The sequence below is a fragment of the Amphritea atlantica genome (genome assembly GCA_024397875.1).
Classification (GTDB): domain Bacteria; phylum Pseudomonadota; class Gammaproteobacteria; order Pseudomonadales; family Balneatricaceae; genus Amphritea; species Amphritea atlantica_B.
Window position 1 is genome coordinate 2,865,901 of sequence record CP073344.1, and the last position, 25,357, is coordinate 2,891,257.

A 25,357-nucleotide genomic window follows, 5' to 3' on the forward strand; every position below is an offset into this window, starting at 1 on the left:
TGTTCCCAAAGGAGTAAAGAGTGCCATCAAAAAGAGCACTGCAGCGTGTCCATTTTTTCTGACAGGTTTTACTGCATTGTGGCAAATCAGTCCCGCTCTGCCTACCCCTTTTCTGGCCGGGTAGTTCCTGATAACTTAGGCGACCTGAAAACCTTCCTGATGGAGCCTCCATGAAAGACCTGTTCGCGACCAGTATTAAGTATCAACAAGGGGCTCTTTACGTGCTGGACCAGCATCAGTTGCCTCACCAGGAGCAGTGGCTGCCCTGCGACAGCAGCGATGCGATGATTGCCATGATTAAAAAGCTACAGATTCGCGGCGCTCCTCTGATCGGCATTGGTGCCAGCCTGCTGCTGGCGCATCTGGCGGAACAGGGTCTGACGGCGGATGAATTGCGTACTCAGGCTGAGCGGTTGCGGGCAGCGCGTCCCACTGCGGTAAACCTGATGAACTGCATCGATCGTATGCTGGCGACTCTGGAGAGCGTAGGCCCGCTGGCACTCAGCCGCTGTGCCGAGCAACTGTTTGAAGAGGATGTGGAGCTGTGTAAGCGCATGGCGGCATTCGGTGCTGAACTGATCACAGATGGCGCAAACATTCTGACCCATTGCAACACCGGCAGTCTGGCAACAGCTGGCGCCGGTACCGCTATCGGGGTTATCGGCGCTGTCAAACAACAGGGTAAACAACTGCATGTCTGGGTGGATGAAACCCGCCCACTGCTTCAGGGGGGCCGCCTGACAGCCTGGGAAATGGCGCGCCTGAATATTCCACACACGCTGATCTGCGATAACATGGCTGCCACTCTGATGGCTCAGGGCAAAGTCGATGTGGTGCTGGTCGGTTCTGACCGAATCGCCGCAAACGGCGATTTCGCCAATAAAGTGGGCACCTACTCACTGGCAGTGATCGCCCATCATCACAACGTACCTTTCTATGTGGTTGCTCCATACACCACGGTTGACCCTGAATGCCCTGATGGTAAAGCGATACCGATAGAGCAGCGCAGCCCGGCTGAGGTTCAGGGGGTGAGTGGCAGCTTTGGTGAGATTAACTGGGCACCGGATAATACCCCGGTCTATAACCCGGCATTTGATGTCACCCCTGCAGAACTGGTCAGTGGCTGGATTCTGGATACCGGCGTTTACACCCCGGAACAGATAGCCGCCGGGGTGTTAAAGAATCTCTGAATATGATTACTGATATCTGCAGCTTAGCCCCGGGAAGGGGCTTCTGTACGAGGTAGATGACTAAGGCTCACCCCTCAAACTTAGGAAACTGCTCCGCAATCGGGCTGCCGGTATAGCTGGCGACCCAGCCTTCCGGATTATTAAACAAACGGATTGCGGTAAAGTCAGGTTCCGGCCCCATATCAAACCAGTGAGTGGTGTTGGCTGGCACAGAGATAAGATCATCTTTGCAGCAATGTACCTGATAAACTTTATCGGCGACATGCAGGTAGAACATCCCCTCACCACGGACAAAGAAACGCACTTCATCTTCACTGTGGGTATGCTCGCTGAGAAATTTCTGGCGCAGCTCATCCTTAGCCGGATTGTCGCTGGCCAGACTGATCGTATCAACCGTAATATAACCCTGCTCATCCTTCAGACGCTGAATTTCGGCCGCATAAGCCGTCAGAATCTCTTCAGCACTGCTATTGGCATCAATGGTCTGCGTTGCCGACCAGCGCTCAAACTGAACACCAATCGCGGCCAGCTGGGCGCTGATTTCAGCGCTGTCTCTGCTTGAGAAAACCGGCTGGACGTTGTCTTCAGGATATATTGTTAATTCACTCACTGCTCTGTCCTCTGTTAAATACGCTCTGTCAGCCTGATCTGCTGAAAATTCTGTACCACCGGATGCGAACACTCCGAAGGGCGCTGCTCACGGGCCAGTAATACCGTCGCCATGCCCGCTTCGCGTGCCGCATCCAGCTCCTCAGAGATGTCCGAAAGAAACAAGATCTCAGCCACCGGCAGGCCGATATCCGCTGCGATATTCCGGTAAGCGCTTGCCTCCCGTTTATGGCCGATATGGGTATCATAATAGCCGCTGAAAAGTGGCGTCAGATCACCAAAATCACTGTAGCCAAATAACAGTTTCTGCGCCTTTACCGATCCCGATGAAAACACATACAGATCCAGCCCCTGCTGCTGCCACTTTTGCAGATACTCATAAGCATCGCGATACAGATGACCGGTAAAATCCTGCTGTTCATAACCGGCAACCCAGATCAGCCCCTGCAGACTCTTCAGGGCTGTCACTTTCTTATCCTGCTCAATCCAGCCGAGAAATGCCGCAATCAGCGTTTCCAGATCTGCATCCGGCTGGCCCAGCTCAGTCCGGGCATCCTCCAGCACAGACAGCACCACTTCATCTTCCGAGTGGCTGCGTAAATAACCGGGCAGATGATCATAGGCATAAGGAAACAGCACCTTATGCACAAAATTAATATCCGTAGTGGTGCCTTCAATATCGGTCAGAATCGCTTTAATCGTCATGGGTCACTCTTCATACACGCTTATTTAACGCCCAAACGGCGCATCTCCAGCTCACAGGTAAACAGAAACTCCAGCCCCTCCAGATGACGTCGGGCCTCATTCACATCGCGCCCCCAGGCATACAGGCCATGGCCGCGAACCAGAAAGCCCCAGTTCAGGGGCATTTGCTGCCAGCGTGAAGCCAACTGTTCAGCCAGTGCCTGCATATCCTGAGTGTTTTCAAAGACTGCCAGGCGAATGTCAGGCTCATGACTGGTATTACCGTTCAGAGACTTCTGCATTTCATAACCGCTGATTGTCAGCCAGTCACCCGGCTCCAGCCGGGACAACACGGTCGAGGCTACCGAGTGGGTATGCAGTACCGCACCAACTCCGGATTCAAGTTGATACAACCGGGTATGCAGCAGTGTTTCCGCAGAGGGTCTGAGCCGGCTTTCAACCGGGTTACCTTCCAGATCAACCGTTAGCAGGTCATCATCTGTTAACTGCCCCTTATGGCGACCCGAAGCGGTTACCAGTGCGTGAGCATCAGACAGTCGTGCAGAAAAGTTTCCGCCGGTTGCCGGACACCAGCCCTGGGCATCGATCCAGCGGCCGGCATCGATTAGCGCTGATGAGAGAATGGCTGAAGGAATAGGTGCTCGCATGAATCAATATCCACTCATAAAATTGCAGCTAGTGTACTCGATTTTACACCCCTGACGAAATCGGTTCGTCACCTCTGATTCAATCTTTCTCGGACCTGGAACGGTCATAAAAGAGCTCTTTCGGCTATCAAAATTGATGCTGCTGAAATGCGAAAACAGTTGAAAGTGCCATAATGTATTGCAAAGCACTGCTTTACAGCGAAAATGATTCATCCGTGTTGTTATCAACACGTTTGGAACCGTACCCAAGAGGCCGATAAAAACATTGATGAACGCCGAATACGAACACCTTATCCATATAAAAACCCATGAGGAACTGGCGCTGTACGAACTAATTCCGGATGCGGTCTGGATCTTCGATCTGGATAAGCATGGATGGTGGTGGGGAAACCAGCCCGCACTGGAATTCTGGGGCCTCAGTCATCTGGATGAGCTGATCAACAAGGATCTCTCCGGTGATACCCAGGGTGCCCGGGACCGGACAGCTCAGACCTTTGAGCTGGCGGCCAAAAACGGCCTGACCATTGACCCCTGGACCACTTACCCCGACGGCAAACCCAAAACGCTCTATATGCGACATCGCGCGGTACTGGTCGGGCCTGAGCGCCACCGGGCGCTCATCGCCTATATCAACGAGGAGGTGAATCTGGGCGAAACACCGGAAAACCTGCTGCTTGTTGAAGCGATGCGTTATACCACTGTTTTGGTAACCAGTTTTACCTTCGACGGTGAGGTGGTAGTCGAAAACCCCGCGGCAACCGAAGCCTACAAGCATATTTATCCACAACAACTGCCGGATGACCAGTCAGCCTTCAGTGCCCGCTTCGCCGACCCGGAAGAGGGACACTCCCGCCTGCAACAAGCGATCAGGGATAAAGGTGGCCGCTGGACCCACATGATGCGCACCAGCGAAGGCTTACGACAGCATACACTCGATATTCGCATCACCCGCCACCCGCTGAGTGGTGATTTCCTGATCCTGATGACAGAATACGATGTAACGCAGCTGTATGACGCACTGGATGAGGCCCGGAATTCGCAGGAAGAACTGCGTAAAATGGCCCACTATGATGCGGTCACAGGCCTCCCCTCGCTAAATTTTTTATTGCAGCATGCCCCCAACTATCTGGCCAAGGCGGAACGCTGCCGGCAACAGCTGGCGGTGATGTTTATCGATCTCGATGGCTTTAAAGCCATCAATGACACATGGGGTCACGATGTGGGCGACCAGGTATTGCTGGAAATCGCCCAGCGTTTATCCGGCATATTACGCGAGGCAGATCAGGTCGCCCGTATCGGCGGGGATGAATTTATTATCCTGGTGGATGATATCCATAATGAAAACAGTGTAACAACGGTATCTGAAAAGATCATTCATCAGCTGGAAGACAGAATCACCGTTAAAGACCCTGCTGGCCCTAACGTTCAGGTGGAGGTCAGTGCCAGTATCGGTATCGCCCTCTTTCCTGATCACGGCAGTAACCTCGAACAACTGATAAAAGTTGCCGATAAAGCGATGTATCGCGTCAAAAACAGCGGTAAGGGTGATTACTATCTTGAAAACAGCGCTGACAATAAGCTCAATGAAAAGTAGTCCACACCCGTGCGGACGCAGCGCATCCTGGAGCACGAATTTCTCAGCTTATCCAACCTGAGACAGGCTTTAATCCGTCATCTCTCCACACAGGTTGCGGCCCATCATCTCTCTGACCCTCTGCACTGTTTGCGTCGCTATCAGATAGTGCAGTTTGGTAAACGCAGCTTCCAGCGTCAGATCATTGCCCGGTATCACGCCGATCCGGTTGAGTGTTGCCCCGGTCGCATAAGCGCCCTGGATGACCGGGCCTTGCTGACACTGTGTGACATTGACAATAAGCACACCCCGTTTCACAGCGTCTTCCAGTTCCGCCATCAGTGCACGGTTGGCATCTGGCGGATTACCCGCACCGTAGGTATGCAGGATAACCCCTTTAAGATCCTTGTGGTTTAAGATTTCAGCAGCGATACGGGCCGATATTCCAGGGTAGACAGGTAATACAGCCACCGCTTCAGGGTTAAAGGCTGGCACAGTGAAATCTGCCTGGCCTGCTTGCAGCAGGTGTCCGCTATACAGTTCAATATTGATACCCGCCTGCCCCAGCCAGCCTGCGTTGGGCGAATCAAAAGCAGCTAAGCCGGTCGTGTTAACTTTACGGCTACGATTACCCCGCAGCAGACGACCATTAAAGCAGATACATACTTCCGGAATATCGTAACCACCAGCAAACATCAGGGATGTCAGCAGGTTATCCTTCGCGTCATTACGCAGCTCTGATAAAGGAATCTGCGAACCGGTGACAATCACCGGTTTATCCATCCCCTGAAAGATAAAGGAGAGCATCGAGGCGGTATAGGCCATGGTGTCAGTGCCATGTAACACAATGAAACCATCGTACAACGGCCAGTGTTGCTGAATGATCCCGGCCAGCTCCGTCCAGTGATGCGGCTGCAGATTGGCACTGTCAATCAACTGCCCGAGCTCAAGCACATCAAATTCCGGCAACTGACCGGTATTACCATTCAGCTGCTCCCGCACCCGCTGCTCAAAGCCGGAAACCGGAACATAGCCATTTGCTGAAGCCTGCATCCCGATGGTGCCGCCCGCATAGATGATCAATATTTTTCGTTTCATAAGACCCATTAAACACTGACTGAGCGATATAAAAAAGCCCGGATAATTCCAGGCTTAATCCGCTTATCCCTGCAATTTCCAACTAACGTTGTGTCCGGCAAAAAACGGCACAATCGGACGACCATCGGGCAACGTAATCTCTTCAGGCAGCGTCCACTCTTCACGCACCAGCGTAATGGTGCCCTCATTGCGCGGCAGGCCATAAAAATCAGCGCCGTAATGGCTGGCAAAACCTTCCAGTTTATCCAGCGCACCCAGTTCCTCAAATACATGTGCATAGAGCTCAATAGCGCTCCAGGCACTGTAACAGCCAGCACAGCCACAGGCGTTCTCTTTCGCTTCTTTGGCGTGAGGCGCCGAGTCTGTACCCAGGAAAAATTTGCGCGAACCGGATTGAACCATCTGACGTAAAACAGCCTGATGGGTATTTCGCTTCAGTACCGGCAGACAAAAATTATGTGGCCGTACGCCGCCCACCAGCAGGTCATTACGGTTTAACAGCAGATGCTGCGGTGTGATGGTCGCAGCCACATTATCAGACGCATCCTGGACAAAATGCGCCGCATCGGCGGTCGTAATATGCTCGAATACGATTTTCAGCTGCGGGAAGCGCTCGACAATTTTGCTCATCTTCTGATCGATAAACTCTTTTTCCCGATCGAATATATCAACGTGATGATCGGTGACTTCACCATGAACCAGCAGCAGCATGCCCTGTTCTGCCATCACTTCAAACAGCGGATAGATCGCTTCCAGATCAGTCACAGCGGCTGCCGAATTAGTGGTCGCGCCCGCAGGATAAAGTTTTGCCGCAACCACGCCCGCCGCTTTCGCATCGATAATATCCTGTCCACTGGTCGCATTCGTCAGAAACAGAGTCATCAGCGGTTCAAAGGATGAGCCGGCCGGACGCGCATCCAGAATCCGTGATTTATAGGCCAACGCCATGGCTGCATTAACCACCGGCGGTACCAGATTTGGCATCACAATAGCCCGTTGAAAACAGCGGGCTGTGGCCGGAACAGTTTCCGAGAGCATATCGCCGTCACGAAAGTGCAGGTGCCAGTCATCAGGAGTACGGATGGTCAGGGTTGTCATAGAGCAGGAATCCTAAGCGCAGAGAGTATTTAATCCGCACATTATACCGGTGCCGGAGCAGTGCGAAAAGCAAGCAACTGCTTTTCACCTGCTATCATGAAAAAACAGACTTGAAAACTCGCCTTGCTATCCCAATTTTTAAAATTGCCGGAGGTTGCTTCTAGCGGAGGACCGTCCGGAGCCTATATTGATTTATTTTATATCGCTTCTACCGGAGGATATCTTATGAACACAATTGACCTGACACCACTCTATCGCAACAGCATTGGCTTCGACCGGCTGGCCTCACTTCTGGATAGTACCCTGAGCAGCAGCTCAGTGCGTTCCGGCTATCCACCCTATAATATCGAAGCGCTGGACGAAAACAGATACATCATTCTGCTGGCAGTAGCTGGCTTTGAAAAATCAGATATTGATATCTCAGTCGAGCGGGATGTGCTGATCGTCCGGGGCTCGAAGCCGGATGAGGACAAGCGCAAATATCTTTATCAGGGGATAGCGCTGCGCAATTTCGAGCGTAAATTTGACCTTGCCGAGCATATTGAGGTCAGTGGTGCCGAAATGAGGAACGGTCTGCTGAAAATCTCGCTGGTTAAGGAGATACCTGAGGCGATGAAGCCCAAAGAGATCCCCATTACAGATGCCGACGCAGAGCAGAAAGCGCTGAATCATCAACCCGAGGCAATGGATCAGGCGCATTAACCGTTAATATAACCTCAGCTCCCCCTCAGGGGGCGCTGAGCCGGGCCCGAACAAGCCCAACGGAAATTGACTATGCTAAACCGTTTAACACCAATAATGCTTTTACTCAGTTGCCTGATGCTGAGTCAGACCACATCCGCCAATCTTCCGGTGACAGTGCCTGATGAGGGACCATTGCCATCCCTTGCTCCGATGCTGGAAAAAATTAACCCGGCTGTGGTGAATATTGCCACCTATTCCACCAAGATAAACCGTTATAACCCGCTTCTGAATGACCCTTTTTTCCGCCGTTTTTTTAACATCCCCGATGAGCAGTTTCAGCAGTATCAACAACCGGAAAGAAAACAGCAGAGTGCCGGCTCCGGGGTCATACTCAATGCAGCCGATGGCATCGTTGTGACAAATTATCATGTTATCAAAGGCTCTGATGAGGTTCAGGTGAGCCTGATTGATGGCCGCAGCTTTGCCGCAGAGATTGTTGGCTCCGATCCGGAGCTGGACATCGCAACACTGAAAATCAGGGCAGATGGTTTATCTGAAATAAAAGTTGCTGACTCATCCAGACTCAGAGTTGGCGACTTCGTTGTTGCCATAGGCAACCCCTTTGGACTCGGACAGACCGTCACTACCGGCATAGTCAGTGCACTCGGCCGCAGCGGTCTGGGCATAGAGGGATATGAAAACTTTATCCAGACCGATGCATCGATCAATCCGGGCAACTCTGGCGGGGCGTTGGTCAACCTCAGGGGGGAACTGGTGGGTATCAACACCGCTATCATCGCCCCTGCCGGGGGTAATGTAGGAATAGGCTTCGCCATTCCGGCCAACATGGTGAACGCCAGCATGCATCAGTTGCTGGCCTATGGTGAGGTAAAACGGGGGGATATTGGCATCGCGGTGCAGGACATTACCCCGGCATTATCGGAAGCGTTCGATCTGAGAAATGGACAACGGGGGGTATTAATTACTCAGGTAGATGAGCGCTCTCCGGCCGCTGCAGCGGGCATTGAACCTGGCGATATCATTACTCAGATCAATGGCGTGAAAACAGTATCAGCTGCCCACTTTCGCAGCCTGATATCGATGACAGCGATCGATGATATGCTCAGGATGGGCATCCTGCGCCATAATAAAACACTGGAGATCGGTGTCAGGGTGGCTGCCAGAGAAGATATCTCCTACAGCGGTAAAAGTCTTCACCCACTACTGGAAGGTGCGCAATTCGAAAACAACCCGCAAGGCGGCGTGGTGGTCACGGGGTTAAAACCTAACTCCCGTGCAGCGTATAACGGTATCCGTCCGGACGATATTATCGTCAGCGCTAACCGGGTTACCGTTCATGATGTTGACACCCTGCGACATGCGCTGAGTAAAGACCGCTCCTCAGTACTGCTGAAAATAATCAGAGATAATTTATCGCTGTATCTGGTGATCCGCTAAGTAAACCGGAGCAACGTGAACCTTAAGTTATGCCTACCATTACTGCCCGCAAGCAGACTGAAACAACTTTAGTTTAGCAGCACGGGGGAGCGCTTTGATCTGTGCTTCCCGTTTGCATGCGTCTGAACGACTGTCACAGGATTCCCGATATACCAGGCTGACGGGACGCCGCACCCGGGTGTATTTTGCACCCAGCCGATTACTCTGGTTATGTTCATTAGTCCGTCGTTCGGTGTCGGTTGTCACGCCGGTATAGAGTGTGCCGTCAGCGCAGCGCAGGATGTATACATACCAGCAGGAAGACAGGGATGACATCAGCTAAAAACCAGCTTGCTCATATCCAGGTTAACCCCGTCAATTGACGCCAGAAAATCTACCAGTATCGCATTAACCTGATCGGGTTGTTCCAGAGTCAGCATGTGACCGGCATTTTCAAACACCGTTAACTGACTTCCCGGCATCTGATCATGCATCGCCTGGGTCTGTGTCAGTGAATAGGCGGCATCCTCTTCACCGGCAATGATCAAAGCCGGACAGCGAACTGAGGCGACCTCATCCAGCAGCGACTGACGCTGAAACAAAACCCTGCCCATACTGGCTAAACCACTCATCTGCTCAGGCGTGAGAAACATCAGATCAAAGCGAAAGGTTTCCATCAATGCAGGATAGAGCGCCTGAGCCTGCGCACTAAAATTGATCTGCACCAGACCATCGAGCTGTTCGGGAATGAGTTCCGCTTGCGATTCAACCGCATTAATCAATTGCAGATACTCTGCCCTTGTTGAAGCGGTTTCATTGTCCAGACTACATGAGATCAGTGTCAGGCTGGCAACCTCGTCCGGGTACTTCATTGCCAACAATGCTCCCCAGAGACCGCCTGTAGACATTCCCACTATGCTATACCGATCGATATTAAGGTGCTGCATCAACTGATGGTGATCTTCAGCAAGGCGCTCAATACTGAGGTCGCCTTCACTGACGGTCTGTGACTGTCCATGAGACCAGAGATCCGGCACTATACAGCGAAAATGCTCTGACAAGAACTGCAGCTGAGGTCTCCAGACACGACTATCCCAGAGAAAACCATGCCCCAGAAGGAGAGGAGCCCCCTCCCCCTGATCGAGATAATGCATCTCCTGGCCATTGATAATGCAACTGGGCATAGCGTTTCCTTATCCAGATAAAGGCTATCAAAACGTCTGACAAATCAAAGCTCAATATAAATAAAGCGCTGTGACAACAAAAGCATCGCCCTGCTCAAAAAGCATAAGTAATACTCAAAACAGGTAACATAAAGCTTATCGGGGCCACCCAGCACTTTATCCGACTCAGGCCGTTTGTCCGTTCTCATTTGCAGTACTCCATCTTTGAAATAAAGATAGCGTGTTGCGTTGACTCATTGAACCCACAGCCAAAAGCGGACATGTCTGGGACTTTCAAACCTCAAGAATCTGTGAGCATTTTTCTCTTAGCATTTCTCTAAATGCAATAACCCCAGGAGTAACTTGTTTTCTATTAGGGCATAGTAAATAAAGCTCAACTGGTGGTGATTTAAAATCATCGAAAAGTTGCACTAATCGTCCTTTATCAAGATCTGAAGAGATATCTAGTAAAGACCTGTATGCGATCCCTTTTCCTTCTACTGCCCACCGCCTGACTATATCTGTGTCATTACTTACCCGATTACTCCTGACTTTTACCCTGACATTTTCTGATTCCTTTTGATACTCCCAGTAATGAAACAGACGTCCATCCAGTCTGTATAGCAGGCAGTTATGCTTACTTAATTCGCCTGGATGAGAGGGTGTACCATTATTTTCTATATAGGAAGGAGCGGCACAGGTGATTCTTTTTATCGTTGCTATATGGAAAGCCACCATAGAGGAGTCTTCGGGCTTTCCGTATCTCAGGGCAACATCAACCTGGTCTAGAAAGAAGTTGGAGAGGGAATCACTAACATTCAGATCAATGGATAGAGATGGATAAATATCCATCATCTCATTCACCCAGTGAAATAAAAGGTTACGACCCAAGTCTGATGGCGCTGAAAACCTCAGCTCTCCAGTAACATTGTCCTTAGTTTCATGTGCGGAAACTTGACCCTGCTCTAAAGACTCCAATGCCCTGCGGCAATGATAAAGAAACTTTTCTCCTTGCGTAGTAATCCTCAACTGCCTGGTGGTTCTTATAAAGAGCTGTATATCAAGCCGCTTCTCCAACCGCTTTAGCGCTGAGCTTGCAGCTGCTGTAGTTATGCCAATCTGTTTGGCTGACTCGGTAATGCTGCCAGTTTCGGCAATCCGAATGAATAAGCTCAGATCTGATGTATTCATTATTAAAATATATTTAAGAGTGTTTGTAATAATAGCCTGTTTTTAGTTTATAAAATATTGAGAATAATGTCTGCAAACCGTTTGTTACTAACTAGAACATCAACTCGAAAGCGCTTGGCTTTTGCATTGGAGAAGACTCTATGATCCGACAAGAGAACAACAACCTGCATCTGAGTCACCCTCTGGAACTACCTTGTGGAGCGATTCTAAAAAACAGAATCATAAAATCAGCCATGTCCGACTCCCTTGCTGATGGAGAAGGCAACCCAACAGAGGCACAGATACGTCTTTATGAAAGATGGGCTGAAGGTGGAGCAGCATTATCAATTATAGGTGAAGTTCAGGGTGATCCGCGTTTTCCTGAAAAGCCAGGCAATCTGGTTCTGGATAATCACTCAGATCTGATGAAACTATCCTCTCTGGCAAGAAGAGCCTCGATAGAAAAAGCTCACATTTGGCCTCAGGTTGGCCATGGAGGTGCACTGTCGTACTCCCTAATCAGCCACCCTAAAGGCCCCTCTGCTCTAAATATTAGAGGCCTGCAATGCGCAGGAATGACTATATCTGAAATTAAAAAACTACCTGATTTCTATATAAAATCTGCAGAGTTGGCTAAAGAGGTCGGGTTTACTGGTGTTCAGATTCATGCTGGTCATGGTTTCTTACTGAGCCAGTTTTTATCTCCATTATTTAATCGACGGCGTGATCAGTATGGCGGCTCCATTGAGGCCAGGTGTCGTATCGTTGTTGAGGTAATTAACAAAGTCCGAGATGCTGTAGGTCCATCATTCCCCATTGGAATTAAGATTAACTCTTCAGATCAACTGGAAGGTGGCTTAACCCAGGAAGACGCATTAGAAGCCCTTCAAATCCTGGATAAAACATCAATTGATTTAATAGAATTTAGTGGAGGTACCTATTTTCCTGGTGCAGCATCCAGTTCTGATAGCTCATCAGAAGGCCCGTATTTTGTTGATTTTTGCCAGAAAGCTCAGCTGGTTACCAGTGTACCCCTGGTTGCTACAGGCGGATTTAAGAAACGTTCGGATGCGCTTGATGCACTGGCTAGTGGTGACGTTGATATAGTTGGTATTGCACGAGCAATGATTTTGAACCCTTCACTTGCGAACGACTGGTTGACTAATCGAGCAGGAGACCCGGTATTCCCTCGCTTTGAATCACCACCTCCAGGAGGAATAACCGCATGGTACACAATGCTATTAACCGCTTTGGGCACTGATGATGAGAAAAGCTTCTCTCTGGATCTGACTTCAGCTATCCAACAATATGAAGAGCGTGACGAACAGCGTTGTGAAAAATGGAGAAGAAGGTTTCAGGTTTAGTTTGAAAGGTATGTCAGGTGGGATGCCCGCTTTGTGTCGAAAGTTGCCCTTCGTGGTCATTTCATCCTATATAAGAATTCTTGCCATATATTTCACGCTGAATGAGATTTAGATCCTCCCCATCGTTCTCACAAAGAGCGAAATAACCGATATTTTGAGGCTTTTCTATTTCAAGCTAAGTGAGATTCGACAACTCCCCCATCCCCGGCATATCCTGTAATGACTGACACAACAGAGATGGACTGCTCACGCCCAGACGACCAGAACGCATACACGAAGAAGTTCTTTTCCTTCCGTTGCGTGGCCGATACACTGTCTCAAAGTGAATATAACGCACACAGTGCAGCTGGATTCCGGACAGTCTATGACCCGTCGCATCATCGCATTTACCTTTCTATCGGCCATCATACTCCTGGTGGGGTGTAGCGATTCAGTCAAATCCGTTGAAACTGAATATAGCGGCTCTGGTGGAATGACTCAGTGGAATATAGATCCCGCGGTATACCTTTATCACTATCAGAATGGTTTCAGCGGCCGCGATGCTCTGGGCTACGATGAACAGCTACAAACAGTCTGGTCCCGCCTCGGTGCGGCAACCACCTGCAATGTCAGATATAACAAACGAGGGCTGATCCAGCAGCTGATGCAGCGCTTCGGAGAGAAACCGGTCACTCACGAACTGAATGGCATCGGATTCCATAGCATCCAAAGCCGCAAGGTCCCTGACTTCTGCAATGCATCCCGGATCAAAGAAATAAATAAAGCGTTGAATCGATACCGTAAAGGTAAGTTTGACTAAACCAGTGTAAAGGGAAATTTCATGTTTACTGCACTCTATGCCGCACTCTCAGCGCTGCTCATCTGCTGGCTGGCACTGCAGGTGATCAACACCCGTCGAAAATATCAGATTGCCTATGCCGACGGTGGAATAGAAGCTCTTCAGATCGCCCGTTCGGCCCATAGTAATGCCACAGAGTATCTGCCAATTTTTCTGATACTGCTGTTCCTGCTGGAATATAACGGTGGCAACCCGATTCTGATTAATCTTCTCGGCGTGGTAATGCTGACAGGCCGGATTATCCATGCCCGGGGGATTCTGCAACAGCTGCTTAAGAAGCGGGTTCTGGGTATGCAGATGACGATCTATACCCTGCTGATACTGGCAGCACTGAATATTGTCTATCTGGGCTTAGTGCTGTTTTAACCTGAGTAGAGTGCCTGGGCATCCGTCACTTTTTCGCTCAGATCTACTATCCTGGGTAACTCCTTCGTCAACAGTTCAATAGGAAACGCGATGTCAGGCCAGCTTTTCTGAATACAACACTCTGAGATACTGCCTTTAAGTAGCACCTCTGACCAGGCAGGCCATTCAGGATTTTTAATAACCAGTATACTCAGGGCATCTGCAAACTGAACAAGTATCAGCAGTTTTCGAAAATACAAAGAAAGCCGTTCGTTCTGCCAGAAATTATAGTCATGATGATAACGCAATATTTGCGTTACATCGTGTGGCAGATTCCATTGCCGGGCGGCAAGATAACCAACATCGGCATGGTTAAACCCAAACACCTGCTCCTCCAGATCATTCAGTTCTTCTGGTGAGTCCCAACCCGTAGCTTCTAGCACCTCGACATCCTGAACCGGGATCTGTAACAACACAAGTCTGCCAATATCATGTAATAGCCCACAGATATAGGCAAGGTCTGAATTTACCCCGAAACCCGGCGTATGCTCAGCCAAAAGCTGACAAATACGGGCCGTTTCCACAGAGTGACGCCAACAGACCTCAACACCTTGTCTGGCAGGCTCTACGAATTGAATCTCCTCAAGTGCTTTCATCAGTTCCAGTGTTTTGAAGATACCAATGCGCTCCAGCGCGTGTTCACAGCTATAAGTGGGTTTGAGGGGGGCAGGTGAAGAATGAGCGTAATTCAATATTCTGGCAGCTAAGGGAGGGTAGTGTTGTGCCAAAACGGCAACCTTGGCATAGAAATCAACAGAATCGTGACTCAGCTGCTTTAACTGCGCTATAACAGAGGGCATTACAGGCAGGTGGTCAACCCGATCTTTAACAAATTCAAGCTCTAAAACTCTTTTATCCGGCTCGCTAACAGTACTCATGACACTCCCCCACTGCCATCAAAAGAACGTTAAGCGCCACTGAAAAATACGATACTTCGATATATCAGTACTACCCTTTAACCCCTACCCGCTATTAACCAGGTGCGCTACAACAGATTAAATATCAATCAGATTAGACCAATATGGGATGACCAGATATAGGAATATTTCTTAAAACAGTATTAACTTAACAGCGTTCAGGCAGTGCCTGCTTTAATCAACACCCGCAGACACTGTTCTGATAAGGCAGGGAGCCGCGCCACCAGCTTCTCAACAGGAAAATCGATTGCTGGCCAGCTTTCATGGATACAGTATTCACTGATAGCGCCCTTAAGTTGTATCGAGGACCAGGCTGGCCACTCAGGGTTTTTGATCAACAGAACACTGAGGAAATCGGCAAACTGAACAATCGTCAGCAGCTGCTTGAAGGGCACTGAGACTGAATCATAGCTCCACAAATCGTAGTCATGGTGGAAACGTAACATAGAGGTCATGGTCCGGGGCAGATTCCAGTGCTGCGCCGCCAGGTAGCCTACTTCGGCATGGGTAAAGCCATACATTTGCTGCTCTATATCGGACAGTTCTTCAGGAGAGTTCCAGCCTTTGGAATCCACGACATCGACAGCTTTAACTGAGATCTGCAACAGCACAAAACGACCAATATCATGCAGTAATCCTGACATGTAAGCCAGATCACTGCTAACATTGAAACCCTCAGTATTCTCCGCCAGAAAACGACTAAACAGGGCGACCTCGAGCGAATGCCGCCAGCCAATTTTATGGCCCGCCAGCGTCGGTGTAAAAACGCTAACCGAGCCCAGCTCCTGCATCAGATCCAGGGTGTTGAAAACGCCTATCCGTTCGAGCGCTTTCTCAATGTTATAGACAGGTTTCAAAGGACCGCAGGGCACAGTGTGCGCAGCAGAGAGAATTTTTGCGGCCAGCGGAGGATCCTGCTCGGCTAGCTCTGCAACCTTCGCATAAAAATCGACCGCATCATGGCTAAGCTGATGCAACTGCTCAACAACAGAGGGCATCAGAGGCAGATTATCAATTCTGTCTTTTACAAAATCGAGCGTAAATACCCGTTTACGATGCTCAGCCACTGTCACCACCTTACTACCGGCCAATAGTGGGCTCTGCTACTCGTGCCCACCAGATGACTCATAGCATTAGTTATTATATTTACAGACCTGTAATCGGCCGTTTCGGCATATTTAATATGCCTGATCTGAACAATTTGCTCATTACAGCCCGAAGACCGACCCTAATGGGCATCAGGCAGAATCAAACCGTGATTATGCAGCACCTCTTCACCAAACCAGGCAAGATTTTCGTGCAGCTGCACCACTTCGCCAACAATAATCAGCGCAGGCGCCGGAAGCCGGGCCTGACTCTGAAGGTCAGGCAAGCTGCTCAATGTGCCCGTCAACACCTGCTGATCAGCCCGGGTGCCGTTTGAGACAATCGCTGCCGGAGTATTGGCAGGCTTGCCGTGAGCGATGAGTTGTTCACACAGAGAGTTCAATGTATGCAACCCCATATAAAAAACGATGGTTTGATTCGGATGAACCAGTTCATCGAAATTGAGATCCGAGCTGCGGTTTTTCAACTGCCCGGTCACCAGTTTGACCGACTGAGCATAATCACGGTGGGTCAGAGGAATACCGGCATAGGTTGAACAGGCACTGGCAGCGGTGATACCGGGAACCACCTGAAATGGGATATTATGCTTTTTCAGGGTTTCCAGCTCCTCTCCACCCCGACCAAAGATAAACGGATCCCCCCCCTTAAGCCGTAACACCCTGCGCCCCTGCAGAGCATGTTTTACCAACAACTCGTTGATACCCTCCTGCGGAACGGCATGATTATCACGGCGCTTGCCAACGAAGATGCGATCCGCATCACGGCGGCAAAGATCAACAATCTCGGGCGATACCAACTGATCATAAAGGATCACATCGGCCTGCTGCATCAGCCTGAGCGCTTTGAACGTCAGCAGTTCCGGATCCCCGGGTCCCCCGCCAACCAGATACACTTCACCCACCTGATGATCGGGATCCGCCTGCTCCAGCGCAGACTCTAATAATGCACGCGCCTCTTTGTCCCGCCCGGCAAAAACCTTTTCGGCCACCTGTCCCTGGAGTATTTTTTCCCAGAAAATCCTGCGTCGCTCAACACTGCTGAAAGTCGCTTTCACCTGCTGACGAAACTGTCCGACAAGCCTGCCCAGACGGCTGTAACCCTGCGGAATCCAGGTTTCAAGTTTCGCTCTGAGCAGACGGGCCAGTACCGGTGACTCACCACCCGAGGAAATACCAATGACAATTGGCGAGCGATCAACAATCGCGGGGAATATAAACGTACAGAGGGGCTGGTTATCGACAACATTAACGGGGATATGCCGTTCAACCGCATCAAAATGGACTCTTTCATTGAGCTGATCATCATCAGTCGCAGCGATAACCAGATAAGCCTCGCTCAGAAGGCCACAATGGTATTCGCCAATGATAACCTGACCGTTATGCTGTTCGATCAGTTCAACCAGTTCCGGCTCGACCCGGTGAGCGACAACAATAACCCGCGCGCCCGCTCGGGTTAGCAGGGTTGCTTTTCGCAGGGCAACCTGTCCACCACCCACCAACAACGCAGTCCGCTCATTGAGCTTAAAAAATAACGGCAGATAATCCAAAGCGGTATCCTCAGAAAGTGAGAAGCAGATAAGCATATGAAAAAACAGGTGTTTAATACACCTGAATTTAAGTTTACTGTATCAAAAGATAGCAGAAAAGAGCCCGCGGGGAGCGGGCTTTTTAGAATGGTCAGTGACAAATTTACTTCGGCAGAAAATCCATCACATTAACAGGCTTTGCTTCCTCCTGCTCAGCCGTCGGCGTTCCAGGGTGTAAGCCACATTCCCGGGTTTCCGGATTCTCCCACCACCAGCGTCCAGCTCGGACATCTTCACCCACAGCAACGGCACGGGTGCAGGGTGCACAACCGATGCTGGGATAATGTTTATCATGCAGTTCGTTGTAGGGGACGTTGTTGGCGCGGATATAAGCCCACACCTCTTTTTCAGTCCAGTCCGCCAGGGGATTAAACTTGTCGATGCCATTCCCTTCATCAAACTCTTTGAAGCCGATCTCGTCACGGGTCACAGATTGCTCACGGCGCAGGCCGGTAATCCAGGCATCCCGGTCAGCAAGGGCACGCTTCAGGGGTTTTATCTTGCGGACAAAACAGCATCCCTTGCGCATCTCCTGACTCTCATAGAAGGCATTAACGCCGTGATCACGGACATACTGCTCTACATCTGAGGCATCCGGATAGTAAACCGCAACCGTCAGATTGCGGTACAGCGCCTGAACATCAGCCAGCAGCTTCAGCGTTTCTTCTGGCAGGCGACCGGTATCAAGCACAAACATACCGATCTGTGGTGTATGCTTGCTGATCAGATCAGTAATCACCACATCTTCAGCCCCCAGGCTGTTAGCAAATACAACCCGACCCTCTGCGTACTCTGCAGCAGCCTGCTTCAATACAGAGACGGTATTGGCAATCTTCGCTTCTAGTTCAGCGGTTATTTGTTCGCTCATCACTTTGGCCCCGATCAGTTACTGGCGGAAAATAGGTCGTTCATCATCAGCGCTGCCCTGGTAGCGAACCGGCACTTCACCAAAAGCGGTGACAATATCATCGCTGTAGCGGTCAGCAGGAATCGCAAAAGCATCAAAACCACAACGCTCCATATATTCCAGACGATCACGGGTGACGTCGCCTTCAGCACGAATCTGTCCGGTAAAACCGGAACGGCGCAGGATGCGGGCAAAACTAAAACCACGACCATCGGTAAATGCCGGAAACTCAATAGCAATCAGCGACAGCTTATCAATATTTTGTAGCAGCAGATTCAGGTCCTGATCACCGTTAATACGCACACCCAGCTTACCCCCGGCGTTGAGCAGAGCATCGGTATGTTCAGAAAACAGCTCGTAAGGCACGACAATATCTTCATTAAGGTGTGTGCTGAAATTGTCTACATCAACCAGCAACCAACTGTCTTCAGCTACAGCGTGATTAATTAACAGTGGCATAAACTCTCTCCTTAAACGGAACAAGGCCGATACGGCGTACGGTCTCGATAAAACGTTCATCTTCAAAGCGGTTTTCAACGTAAACCTGCAGGATCTTCTCAATCGTATCGGCAACTTCTGCCTGTGCTACCGATTTACCAATAATTTTCCCCAGAGTGGCATCTTCACGGGATGAACCGCCCAGTGTAATCTGGTAGAAATCTTCGCCCCCTTTATCAACCCCCAGGATACCGATGTGGGCGACATGGTGATGGGCGCAGGCATTAATACAGCCAGACATATTCAGTTTGATATCACCAATATCGTAGAGATAGTCAAGATCATCAAACTTCTCGTTAATCTGCTCAGCCACCCCCAGAGTGTGCGCATTGGCCAGAGAACAGAAATCAAATCCCGGGCAGACAATCATGTCGGTCAGGGTGCCGATATTGGCGCGAGCCAGGTTCAGGTCGCGCAATGACTGCCACAGTGTGTAAAGATCGCCGGCAGCAACGTGAGCGAACACCAGATTCTGATCATGGGTGCTGCGAATCTCACCAAAGTTGAAGGTATCCGCCAGATCGGCAACCGCATCCAGCTGCACATCGGTAATATCGCCCGGCGGTTTCAGGTGCGGCTTCAGAGAGATCACCACAGCGCGGTATCCGGCAACTTTGTGTGCCCGGGTGTTACGCTCATACCAGGCACGGAAATCAGCATTGTCTTCCAGCTGGTTTTCCAGCACAGAGAGGCCATCCACCGCATCAGCTGCGTATGGGTGCGGCTCGAAGTAGCCTTTAATCTTGGCAACATAGTCGTCGGTCAGTGCCAGTTCAGTGCTGCGAATGATCTCCCACTCCGCCTCAACCAGCTTTCTGAACTCATCAATACCCAGCGCATTCACCAGTATCTTGATACGCGCCTTGTATTTGTTATCACGACGGCCATTCAGGTTATATACCCGCAGGATCGCCTCCAGATAGGTCAGCAGATCCTGTTTCGGCAGGAACTCACGGATCACTTTTCCGATCACCGGTGTACGGCCCAGACCACCGCCAACCAGCACTTCAAAACCGATCTCTCCGGCAGCGTTTTTCACCATATGCAGACCGATATCATGCACCTTGGAGGCAGCACGATCTTCCGGACCACCGGTCACGGCAATTTTAAATTTGCGTGGCAGGTAAGCAAACTCAGGATGCAGCGTCGTCCACTGACGGATAATCTCACACCATGGACGCGGATCTTCAATTTCATCAGGGATAATGCCGGCAAAGTGATCCGTGGTGGTATTTCGCAGACAGTTGCCACTGGTCTGAATCGCGTGCATCTGTACCTCAGCCAGCTCGGCGAGAATATCAGGCACCTCTTCCAGTTTCGGCCAGTTCAGCTGCACATTGGTCCGGGTCGTAAAGTGAGCGTAATTTTTATCGTATTTACGGGTGATATCGGCCAGCTTACGAACCTGAACAGAGTTCATCAGACCGTACGGCACGGCAATACGCAGCATCGGAGCCTGACGCTGAATGTAGAGACCATTCATCAGACGCAGGCCACGGAACTCCTCATCGGGAATTTCACCTGCCAGAAAACGGCGGGTCTGATCGCGGTATTGCTCAACCCGCGCATTGATCAGATTCTGATCCTGTTCATTATATTGATACATCGTATATTAACGCCGGCTAACCGGCCCTCACCCTTTAAAAATTAAAATTCAAAAATTCAGTCGTTATGAAGGTAACCCTTCACTCAGCCTGCGAGCACAAAGCGCATGCCGATAGCCAGCAGCAGTGTTCCCATAATCGGCTGTATCACTCTGGGCGACAATTTGCTGCCAAAATGACTGCCCAGGAATACTCCCGGTAGTGAACCGATCACCAGACAAAGCAGCAACCAGAGGTCAACATTACCCATACTATAGTGCCCGGCTCCAGCGATACCGGTCAGCACCACAGCATGAACCAGATCCGTTCCAACCAGCGTCTGCATACTCATCCGCGGGTAGAGCACAATAAGCAACGCGGTGCCCAGTGCTCCGGCGCCCACGGATGAAAGCGTGACCAGCCCCCCCAGAACGACGCCCATCAGCAGCGTGACATAGGGGCGATAACGACGACCATGCTTTTCGAACCCGGTACCTTCCAGTTTTACCACTGACGCTCTTATCCAGGCACGAAAAAATACCGCCACAGAGGTCAGCACCAGTGATACACCCAGCGTGATGTTCATCAGGTGTTCTATTTTTTCAAGACCACCCAGTCCATCGAGATAGTTGAGTGTCATCAATGCACCGGGGATACTACCACCCAGCAGTAAAAACACCACCCGCCACTCAACCAGTTTTTTCCGGGCATAGGAGATGCTGCCCCCAAACTTAGTGATCGCCGCATACAGCAGATCGGTACTGACCGCAGTAACCGGGGGAATGCCAAAACCAACAATCAGAATGGGCGTCATCAAAGCACCACCGCCAATTCCGGTCAGACCGACAATAAAACCAACCACCAGGCCGGCAAAGCTGTATGCTATTTCCATCAACGTTCTCAGCTGCCTTAAAATAAGGTTATCCATCGTATTTCAGACGGACCACCGCAAAATCAGAATGAGCTATAATAGCCAGCGCCACTTATAACGCAAAATAATAATTATAAATTTATTAATTCCTTTTTGATATAAGCAATACCCCGCTCTGGATAAAAACCCGTATATTGCCAAGCACGAGCCACTTATACCAAAAAGCTATTAAAAAATTCCAACATATTCTTTTTGATTTTAAAAAAAGATCTGCCATAATGGCCACCAATAATAAGGTAGCGTGCGTTTTATGCTGACCGGACCGAAAGGATCTGCAGCAGTGTACGCAGCCATGACATTTATCAGGTATGTAGAAAGAGTTAATCAATATGAGTCAATTGCCGGAACACAGACTGACCCACCTGCGTCAGTTGGAAGCTGAAAGCATTCACATTATTCGCGAAGTTGCATCGGAATTTGAAAACCCGGTCATGCTTTACTCCGTCGGTAAAGATTCCGCAGTGATGCTGCATCTGGCCCGCAAGGCTTTCTATCCGGGCAAACCCCCTTTTCCACTGATGCATGTTGACACCACCTGGAAATTCAAAGAGATGATCAGCTTCCGTGACAAAATGGCGGAAGAAGCAGGTATGGATCTGATTGTACATGTTAATCAGGAAGGCGTTGATATGGACATCAGCCCCTTCACCCATGGCTCGAAGAAACACACCGACATCATGAAAACACAGGGCCTGAAACAGGCACTGAACAAATATAAATTTGATGCTGCATTTGGTGGCGCTCGCCGCGATGAGGAAAAATCCCGTGCCAAAGAGCGGGTATTCTCCTTCCGTGACAAAAATCACCGCTGGGACCCTAAAAATCAGCGTCCGGAGCTGTGGAACACCTTTAATACCCGAATCGATAAAGGTGAAAGCATCCGTGTTTTCCCGCTGTCTAACTGGACTGAGCTGGATATCTGGCAGTACATCTACCTGGAAAGCATCCCGATTGTGCCACTTTACTTTGCTGCCGAGCGCCCGATTGTTGTTCGCGATGGCGTCGAGATCATGGTTGATGATGACCGTCTGCCACTGGAAGAGGGTGAAGTCCCTGAGATGAAGATGGTGCGTTTCCGTACCCTCGGCTGCTACCCACTTACCGGTGCCGTTGCGTCCTCAGCACAAACCCTTCCCGAGATTATTCAGGAGATGCTGTTAACCACAACATCTGAGCGTCAGGGCCGGGTCATTGATAACGACAGCGCTGGATCCATGGAGCAGAAGAAGATGGAAGGTTACTTCTAACACTGCCTTTACCAAGATTTCAGTTACTGCACTGTACAGAATTTAAGAATACGGAACACAATCATGAGTCATCAGTCCGATCTGATCGCCAGCGATATCGAAGCTTACCTGGCACAACATGAAAACAAAGAACTACTGCGCTTTCTTACTTGCGGCAGCGTAGACGATGGTAAATCGACCCTGATCGGTCGTCTGCTGCACGATTCCAAGATGATCTATGAAGATCAGCTTGCTGCACTGCACTCAGATAACGCCAAAGTGGGTAATGCCGGTGAAGAACTGGATCTGGCATTGCTGGTCGATGGCTTGCAGGCAGAGCGTGAACAGGGCATCACTATCGATGTCGCCTACCGCTACTTCTCAACCGATAAGCGTAAATTTATCATCGCTGACACTCCCGGACATGAGCAGTATACCCGTAACATGGCTACTGGTGCGTCGACCTGTGATCTTGCGATCATCCTGATCGATGCCCGTCATGGTGTACAGGTTCAGACCAAACGTCACAGCTTCATTGTTTCCCTTCTGGGCATCAAACACACCATCGTTGCGATCAATAAGATGGACCTGGCGGACTTCAGCGAAGCCCGTTATGAAGAGATCAAACAGGATTATCTCGAATTCGCTAAAGATCTGGACCTGAAAGATATCCATTTCGTACCATTATCAGCACTGAAAGGCGATAACGTCGTCAATCTGAGCGAAAATATGCCCTGGTATAAAGAAGCTCCGTTGATGCAGTATCTGGAAACTATCGAGATCGCTAATGACCAGAACTTCGATCAGCTGCGCTTTCCGGTTCAGTACGTTAACCGCCCCAACCTGGATTTCCGCGGTTATTGCGGCACCCTGGGGTCCGGCGTAGTACGTCCAGGTGATGCCATCACCGTGCTGCCTTCAGGCAAGAGCAGCCGGGTGAAATCGATTGTCTCTTTTGAAGGAGAGCTGCAGGAAGCCTTCCCACCGATGGCAGTTACCCTGACACTGGAAGATGAGATCGATATCAGCCGTGGCGATATGATCGTTCACAGCAGCGATAACGCCCGGGTCAGCAATCGCTTTGATGCCATGGTGGTATGGATGGCGGAGCAGGAACTGATGCCCGGCCGTCAGTACGATATTAAAATGGCTACGCAGACCGTCGCTGGCGGCATCAGCAGCATTCGTCACTGTGTTGATGTAAATACGCAACAACAGCACCCGGCAGCAACGCTCAAGCTGAATGAGATTGGCCGCTGTGAGATCACCCTTGAGCGCCCTGTAGTGACTGACGATTACCGCTCTCACCACACGACCGGCTCATTTATCATCATTGACCGGCTGACCAATATCACGGTCGCTGCCGGTATGATTGCAGCGGATAACAGTGAGAACAGCACGGTCAGCGATCACCTGGTTACCACCAGTGCAGCCATCAGCAAGCAGGACAGAGAGCGCCGCTTCGGTCAGAAAGCGATTACCCTGGCAATTCAGGGTGGCTCGCAGGAGCAGCGCAACACACTGCTGTACACCACTGAACGGCAATTGTTCAATCAGGGGCGTGCTGTTGCTGTACTGAACAACGCGGTTGCGGCAGAAGCCGGCCTGGTAGCCAGCCTGTTCAACGACAACGGTCTTCTGGTATTAACCGATGCCAGTACTGCCCTGCCTGAGGGTACTCTGGTTGTGGATCTTGACGCCGGTGCCGGCGATCTGAGCCTGAGTGCATCTGCACAACCGGTCGCCGCACAGGCCAATGCAATTCTGGAACTGCTGCGCGAGAACGGCGCCATCTGACCCTCGCGGATCAGATAGTAAACACCCGGGTCTGAATCAGTTCAGGCCCGGATTGTCGTTTGGGGAGATCTTGCCAGGAGCGTCAGCAGATCATCCGGTTTTTATGACGCAGGTGCAGAAAAATTGAGGCACATCAGGCATAAAGCTATACCGGAAAGCCTCCAAAATCGGTAGACTTTAGAACTTTCTAATTTCAAGGCAGTTCCGGTACCCCGATACCGGTGATGATGTAACGAATCTTATGACTGATTATCTGCTAATTATTATCAGCACTGTACTGGTGAACAACTTCGTACTGGTTCAGTTTCTCGGACTGTGCCCCTTTATGGGCGTGTCCAATAAACTCGAAACCGCGATGGGCATGTCACTGGCAACGACTTTTGTTCTGACGCTGTCATCGATTTGCAGTTATCTCGTATACACCTATCTGCTGGCACCGCTGGATCTGACCTACCTCAAAACCATCTCATTTATTCTGGTTATTGCCGTCGTCGTGCAATTCACCGAAATGGTGGTACGTAAAACCAGCCCCCTGCTCTACAAGTTACTGGGGATCTTTCTGCCCCTCATCACCACCAACTGTGCAGTTCTGGGTGTTGCACTGTTAAATATCAAAAAGATGAACGGCTTTATCGAGTCGATCGCTTATGGGTTTGGCGCCGCCGTTGGTTTTTCGCTGGCGCTGATCCTGTTTTCCGCCATGCGGGAACGTATCACTATCGCTGATGTACCGGCTCCGTTCCAGGGAACCGCAATCGGTATGGTGACTGCGGGCCTGATGTCACTCGCCTTCCTCGGTTTTACCGGCCTGGTTCAGTTTTAAGG

General features: G+C 50.3%; 25 protein-coding genes. 10 read left to right on the forward strand and 15 right to left on the reverse strand.

The window, feature by feature from the left end:
- Positions 1-170: 170 nt before the first annotated feature.
- The gene (gene mtnA, locus KDX31_13170; protein UTW02305.1) at positions 171-1,190 is read left to right on the forward strand and encodes an S-methyl-5-thioribose-1-phosphate isomerase; all 1,020 of its coding nucleotides are present in this window, start codon (positions 171-173) and stop codon (positions 1,188-1,190) included.
- Positions 1,191-1,257: 67 nt separating this feature from the next.
- On the opposite strand, the gene KDX31_13175 is transcribed toward mtnA, so the two are convergent.
- From KDX31_13175 to KDX31_13185, 3 genes are read right to left on the reverse strand one after another with little or no spacing between them, the layout of a single operon-like run.
- Positions 1,258-1,800, reverse strand: coding sequence for a cupin (locus KDX31_13175; GenBank protein UTW02306.1), 543 nt, complete (start codon positions 1,798-1,800; stop codon positions 1,258-1,260).
- Positions 1,801-1,814: 14 nt separating this feature from the next.
- The gene (mtnC, locus tag KDX31_13180; GenBank protein UTW02307.1) at positions 1,815-2,504 is read right to left on the reverse strand and encodes an acireductone synthase; all 690 of its coding nucleotides are present in this window, start codon (positions 2,502-2,504) and stop codon (positions 1,815-1,817) included.
- 20 nt (positions 2,505-2,524) lie between these two features.
- Positions 2,525-3,151 (reverse strand): methylthioribulose 1-phosphate dehydratase, encoded by a 627-nt coding sequence (locus KDX31_13185; GenBank protein ID UTW02308.1) that lies wholly within the window; start codon positions 3,149-3,151, stop codon positions 2,525-2,527.
- Positions 3,152-3,419: 268 nt separating this feature from the next.
- On the opposite strand from KDX31_13185, the gene KDX31_13190 reads away from it, so the two are divergent.
- Positions 3,420-4,745: a sensor domain-containing diguanylate cyclase gene (locus tag KDX31_13190; GenBank protein ID UTW02309.1), complete on the forward strand. Its 1,326-nt coding sequence runs from the start codon at positions 3,420-3,422 to the stop codon at positions 4,743-4,745.
- Between the two features lie 69 nt (positions 4,746-4,814).
- On the opposite strand, the gene ansA is transcribed toward KDX31_13190, so the two are convergent.
- Together ansA and pyrC are read right to left on the reverse strand one after the other, a co-directional pair.
- The gene (gene ansA / locus KDX31_13195; GenBank protein ID UTW02310.1) at positions 4,815-5,822 is read right to left on the reverse strand and encodes an asparaginase; all 1,008 of its coding nucleotides are present in this window, start codon (positions 5,820-5,822) and stop codon (positions 4,815-4,817) included.
- 63 nt (positions 5,823-5,885) lie between these two features.
- Positions 5,886-6,920, reverse strand: a complete 1,035-nt coding sequence (pyrC, locus tag KDX31_13200) for a dihydroorotase (protein UTW02311.1) — start codon at positions 6,918-6,920, stop codon at positions 5,886-5,888.
- 225 nt (positions 6,921-7,145) lie between these two features.
- Here pyrC and KDX31_13205 point away from each other — a divergent pair, with 225 nt between their 5' ends.
- Both KDX31_13205 and KDX31_13210 read left to right on the forward strand, forming a co-directional pair.
- Complete coding sequence (locus KDX31_13205) at positions 7,146-7,622, forward strand: Hsp20 family protein (protein ID UTW02312.1); 477 nt, start codon at positions 7,146-7,148, stop codon at positions 7,620-7,622.
- A 96-nt stretch (positions 7,623-7,718) separates the two neighbouring features.
- The gene (locus tag KDX31_13210; protein UTW05393.1) at positions 7,719-9,062 is read left to right on the forward strand and encodes a Do family serine endopeptidase; all 1,344 of its coding nucleotides are present in this window, start codon (positions 7,719-7,721) and stop codon (positions 9,060-9,062) included.
- 39 nt (positions 9,063-9,101) lie between these two features.
- Here KDX31_13210 and KDX31_13215 read toward each other — a convergent pair whose 3' ends face one another.
- From KDX31_13215 to KDX31_13225, 3 genes are all read right to left on the reverse strand, one after another.
- Positions 9,102-9,377, reverse strand: coding sequence for a GIY-YIG nuclease family protein (locus KDX31_13215; GenBank protein ID UTW02313.1), 276 nt, complete (start codon positions 9,375-9,377; stop codon positions 9,102-9,104).
- Positions 9,377-10,225 carry an alpha/beta hydrolase gene (locus KDX31_13220; protein UTW02314.1) on the reverse strand — a complete coding sequence of 283 codons (849 nt, stop codon included), beginning with the start codon at positions 10,223-10,225 and terminating at the stop codon, positions 9,377-9,379. Before KDX31_13220 ends, KDX31_13215 begins: the two co-directional genes overlap by 1 nt.
- Before the next feature lie 273 nt (positions 10,226-10,498).
- Complete coding sequence (locus KDX31_13225; GenBank protein ID UTW02315.1) at positions 10,499-11,395, reverse strand: LysR family transcriptional regulator; 897 nt, start codon at positions 11,393-11,395, stop codon at positions 10,499-10,501.
- 140 nt (positions 11,396-11,535) lie between these two features.
- Here KDX31_13225 and KDX31_13230 point away from each other — a divergent pair, with 140 nt between their 5' ends.
- The 3 genes from KDX31_13230 to KDX31_13240 all read left to right on the forward strand — a co-directional run bounded on the left by KDX31_13230 (position 11,536) and on the right by KDX31_13240 (position 13,942).
- Positions 11,536-12,738: an NADH:flavin oxidoreductase/NADH oxidase family protein gene (locus KDX31_13230; protein UTW02316.1), complete on the forward strand. Its 1,203-nt coding sequence runs from the start codon at positions 11,536-11,538 to the stop codon at positions 12,736-12,738.
- A 364-nt stretch (positions 12,739-13,102) separates the two neighbouring features.
- Positions 13,103-13,537 (forward strand): hypothetical protein, encoded by a 435-nt coding sequence (locus tag KDX31_13235; protein UTW02317.1) that lies wholly within the window; start codon positions 13,103-13,105, stop codon positions 13,535-13,537.
- 21 nt (positions 13,538-13,558) lie between these two features.
- Positions 13,559-13,942 (forward strand): MAPEG family protein, encoded by a 384-nt coding sequence (locus tag KDX31_13240; protein ID UTW02318.1) that lies wholly within the window; start codon positions 13,559-13,561, stop codon positions 13,940-13,942.
- Here the strand turns inward: KDX31_13240 and KDX31_13245 are convergent.
- The 7 genes from KDX31_13245 to KDX31_13275 form a co-directional block, all read right to left on the reverse strand.
- A complete protein-coding gene (locus KDX31_13245) occupies positions 13,939-14,859 on the reverse strand; it encodes an HDOD domain-containing protein (GenBank protein ID UTW02319.1) in 921 nt (306 codons plus the stop codon). The genes KDX31_13240 and KDX31_13245 overlap by 4 nt on opposite strands.
- Positions 14,860-15,056: 197 nt before the next feature.
- Entirely contained in the window at positions 15,057-15,965 is a 909-nt protein-coding gene (locus KDX31_13250; protein ID UTW02320.1) for an HDOD domain-containing protein, read from the reverse strand.
- 161 nt (positions 15,966-16,126) lie between these two features.
- A complete protein-coding gene (gene cobA, locus KDX31_13255) occupies positions 16,127-17,551 on the reverse strand; it encodes a uroporphyrinogen-III C-methyltransferase (protein UTW02321.1) in 1,425 nt (474 codons plus the stop codon).
- 142 nt (positions 17,552-17,693) lie between these two features.
- The gene (locus KDX31_13260; GenBank protein UTW02322.1) at positions 17,694-18,458 is read right to left on the reverse strand and encodes a phosphoadenylyl-sulfate reductase; all 765 of its coding nucleotides are present in this window, start codon (positions 18,456-18,458) and stop codon (positions 17,694-17,696) included.
- An 18-nt stretch (positions 18,459-18,476) separates the two neighbouring features.
- On the reverse strand, positions 18,477-18,956 hold the full coding sequence (locus KDX31_13265) for a DUF934 domain-containing protein (protein UTW02323.1): 480 nt from the start codon (positions 18,954-18,956) through the stop codon (positions 18,477-18,479).
- The gene (locus tag KDX31_13270) at positions 18,940-20,601 is read right to left on the reverse strand and encodes a nitrite/sulfite reductase (protein ID UTW02324.1); all 1,662 of its coding nucleotides are present in this window, start codon (positions 20,599-20,601) and stop codon (positions 18,940-18,942) included. The genes KDX31_13265 and KDX31_13270 overlap by 17 nt, the downstream gene beginning before the upstream one ends.
- Before the next feature lie 83 nt (positions 20,602-20,684).
- Complete coding sequence (locus tag KDX31_13275) at positions 20,685-21,470, reverse strand: sulfite exporter TauE/SafE family protein (GenBank protein ID UTW02325.1); 786 nt, start codon at positions 21,468-21,470, stop codon at positions 20,685-20,687.
- Between the two features lie 377 nt (positions 21,471-21,847).
- Between KDX31_13275 and cysD the strand changes: the two genes are divergently transcribed.
- The 3 genes from cysD (at position 21,848) to rsxA (ending at position 25,355) form a co-directional block, all read left to right on the forward strand.
- Entirely contained in the window at positions 21,848-22,756 is a 909-nt protein-coding gene (gene cysD, locus KDX31_13280) for a sulfate adenylyltransferase subunit CysD (GenBank protein UTW05394.1), read from the forward strand.
- 63 nt (positions 22,757-22,819) lie between these two features.
- The gene (cysN, locus tag KDX31_13285; protein ID UTW02326.1) at positions 22,820-24,532 is read left to right on the forward strand and encodes a sulfate adenylyltransferase subunit CysN; all 1,713 of its coding nucleotides are present in this window, start codon (positions 22,820-22,822) and stop codon (positions 24,530-24,532) included.
- 241 nt (positions 24,533-24,773) lie between these two features.
- Positions 24,774-25,355 (forward strand): electron transport complex subunit RsxA, encoded by a 582-nt coding sequence (gene rsxA / locus KDX31_13290; GenBank protein ID UTW02327.1) that lies wholly within the window; start codon positions 24,774-24,776, stop codon positions 25,353-25,355.
- Positions 25,356-25,357: the final 2 nt, after the last annotated feature.

Bases quoted from the DNA above. Each gene is read 5' to 3' on its own strand.
- mtnA (UTW02305.1), top strand. From the start codon at position 171: ATGAAAGACCTGTTCGCGACCAGTATTAAGTATCAACAAGGGGCTCTT.
- mtnC (UTW02307.1), bottom strand. From the start codon at position 2,504: ATGACGATTAAAGCGATTCTGACCGATATTGAAGGCACCACTACGGAT.
- KDX31_13185 (UTW02308.1), bottom strand. From the start codon at position 3,151: ATGCGAGCACCTATTCCTTCAGCCATTCTCTCATCAGCGCTAATCGAT.
- KDX31_13190 (UTW02309.1), top strand. From the start codon at position 3,420: ATGAACGCCGAATACGAACACCTTATCCATATAAAAACCCATGAGGAA.
- ansA (UTW02310.1), bottom strand. From the start codon at position 5,822: ATGAAACGAAAAATATTGATCATCTATGCGGGCGGCACCATCGGGATG.
- pyrC (UTW02311.1), bottom strand. From the start codon at position 6,920: ATGACAACCCTGACCATCCGTACTCCTGATGACTGGCACCTGCACTTT.
- KDX31_13205 (UTW02312.1), top strand. From the start codon at position 7,146: ATGAACACAATTGACCTGACACCACTCTATCGCAACAGCATTGGCTTC.
- KDX31_13210 (UTW05393.1), top strand. From the start codon at position 7,719: ATGCTTTTACTCAGTTGCCTGATGCTGAGTCAGACCACATCCGCCAAT.
- KDX31_13215 (UTW02313.1), bottom strand. From the start codon at position 9,377: ATGTCATCCCTGTCTTCCTGCTGGTATGTATACATCCTGCGCTGCGCT.
- KDX31_13220 (UTW02314.1), bottom strand. From the start codon at position 10,225: ATGCCCAGTTGCATTATCAATGGCCAGGAGATGCATTATCTCGATCAG.
- KDX31_13225 (UTW02315.1), bottom strand. From the start codon at position 11,395: ATGAATACATCAGATCTGAGCTTATTCATTCGGATTGCCGAAACTGGC.
- KDX31_13230 (UTW02316.1), top strand. From the start codon at position 11,536: ATGATCCGACAAGAGAACAACAACCTGCATCTGAGTCACCCTCTGGAA.
- KDX31_13235 (UTW02317.1), top strand. From the start codon at position 13,103: ATGACCCGTCGCATCATCGCATTTACCTTTCTATCGGCCATCATACTC.
- KDX31_13240 (UTW02318.1), top strand. From the start codon at position 13,559: ATGTTTACTGCACTCTATGCCGCACTCTCAGCGCTGCTCATCTGCTGG.
- KDX31_13245 (UTW02319.1), bottom strand. From the start codon at position 14,859: ATGAGTACTGTTAGCGAGCCGGATAAAAGAGTTTTAGAGCTTGAATTT.
- KDX31_13260 (UTW02322.1), bottom strand. From the start codon at position 18,458: ATGAGCGAACAAATAACCGCTGAACTAGAAGCGAAGATTGCCAATACC.
- KDX31_13265 (UTW02323.1), bottom strand. From the start codon at position 18,956: ATGCCACTGTTAATTAATCACGCTGTAGCTGAAGACAGTTGGTTGCTG.
- KDX31_13270 (UTW02324.1), bottom strand. From the start codon at position 20,601: ATGTATCAATATAATGAACAGGATCAGAATCTGATCAATGCGCGGGTT.
- KDX31_13275 (UTW02325.1), bottom strand. From the start codon at position 21,470: ATGGAAATAGCATACAGCTTTGCCGGCCTGGTGGTTGGTTTTATTGTC.
- cysN (UTW02326.1), top strand. From the start codon at position 22,820: ATGAGTCATCAGTCCGATCTGATCGCCAGCGATATCGAAGCTTACCTG.
- rsxA (UTW02327.1), top strand. From the start codon at position 24,774: ATGACTGATTATCTGCTAATTATTATCAGCACTGTACTGGTGAACAAC.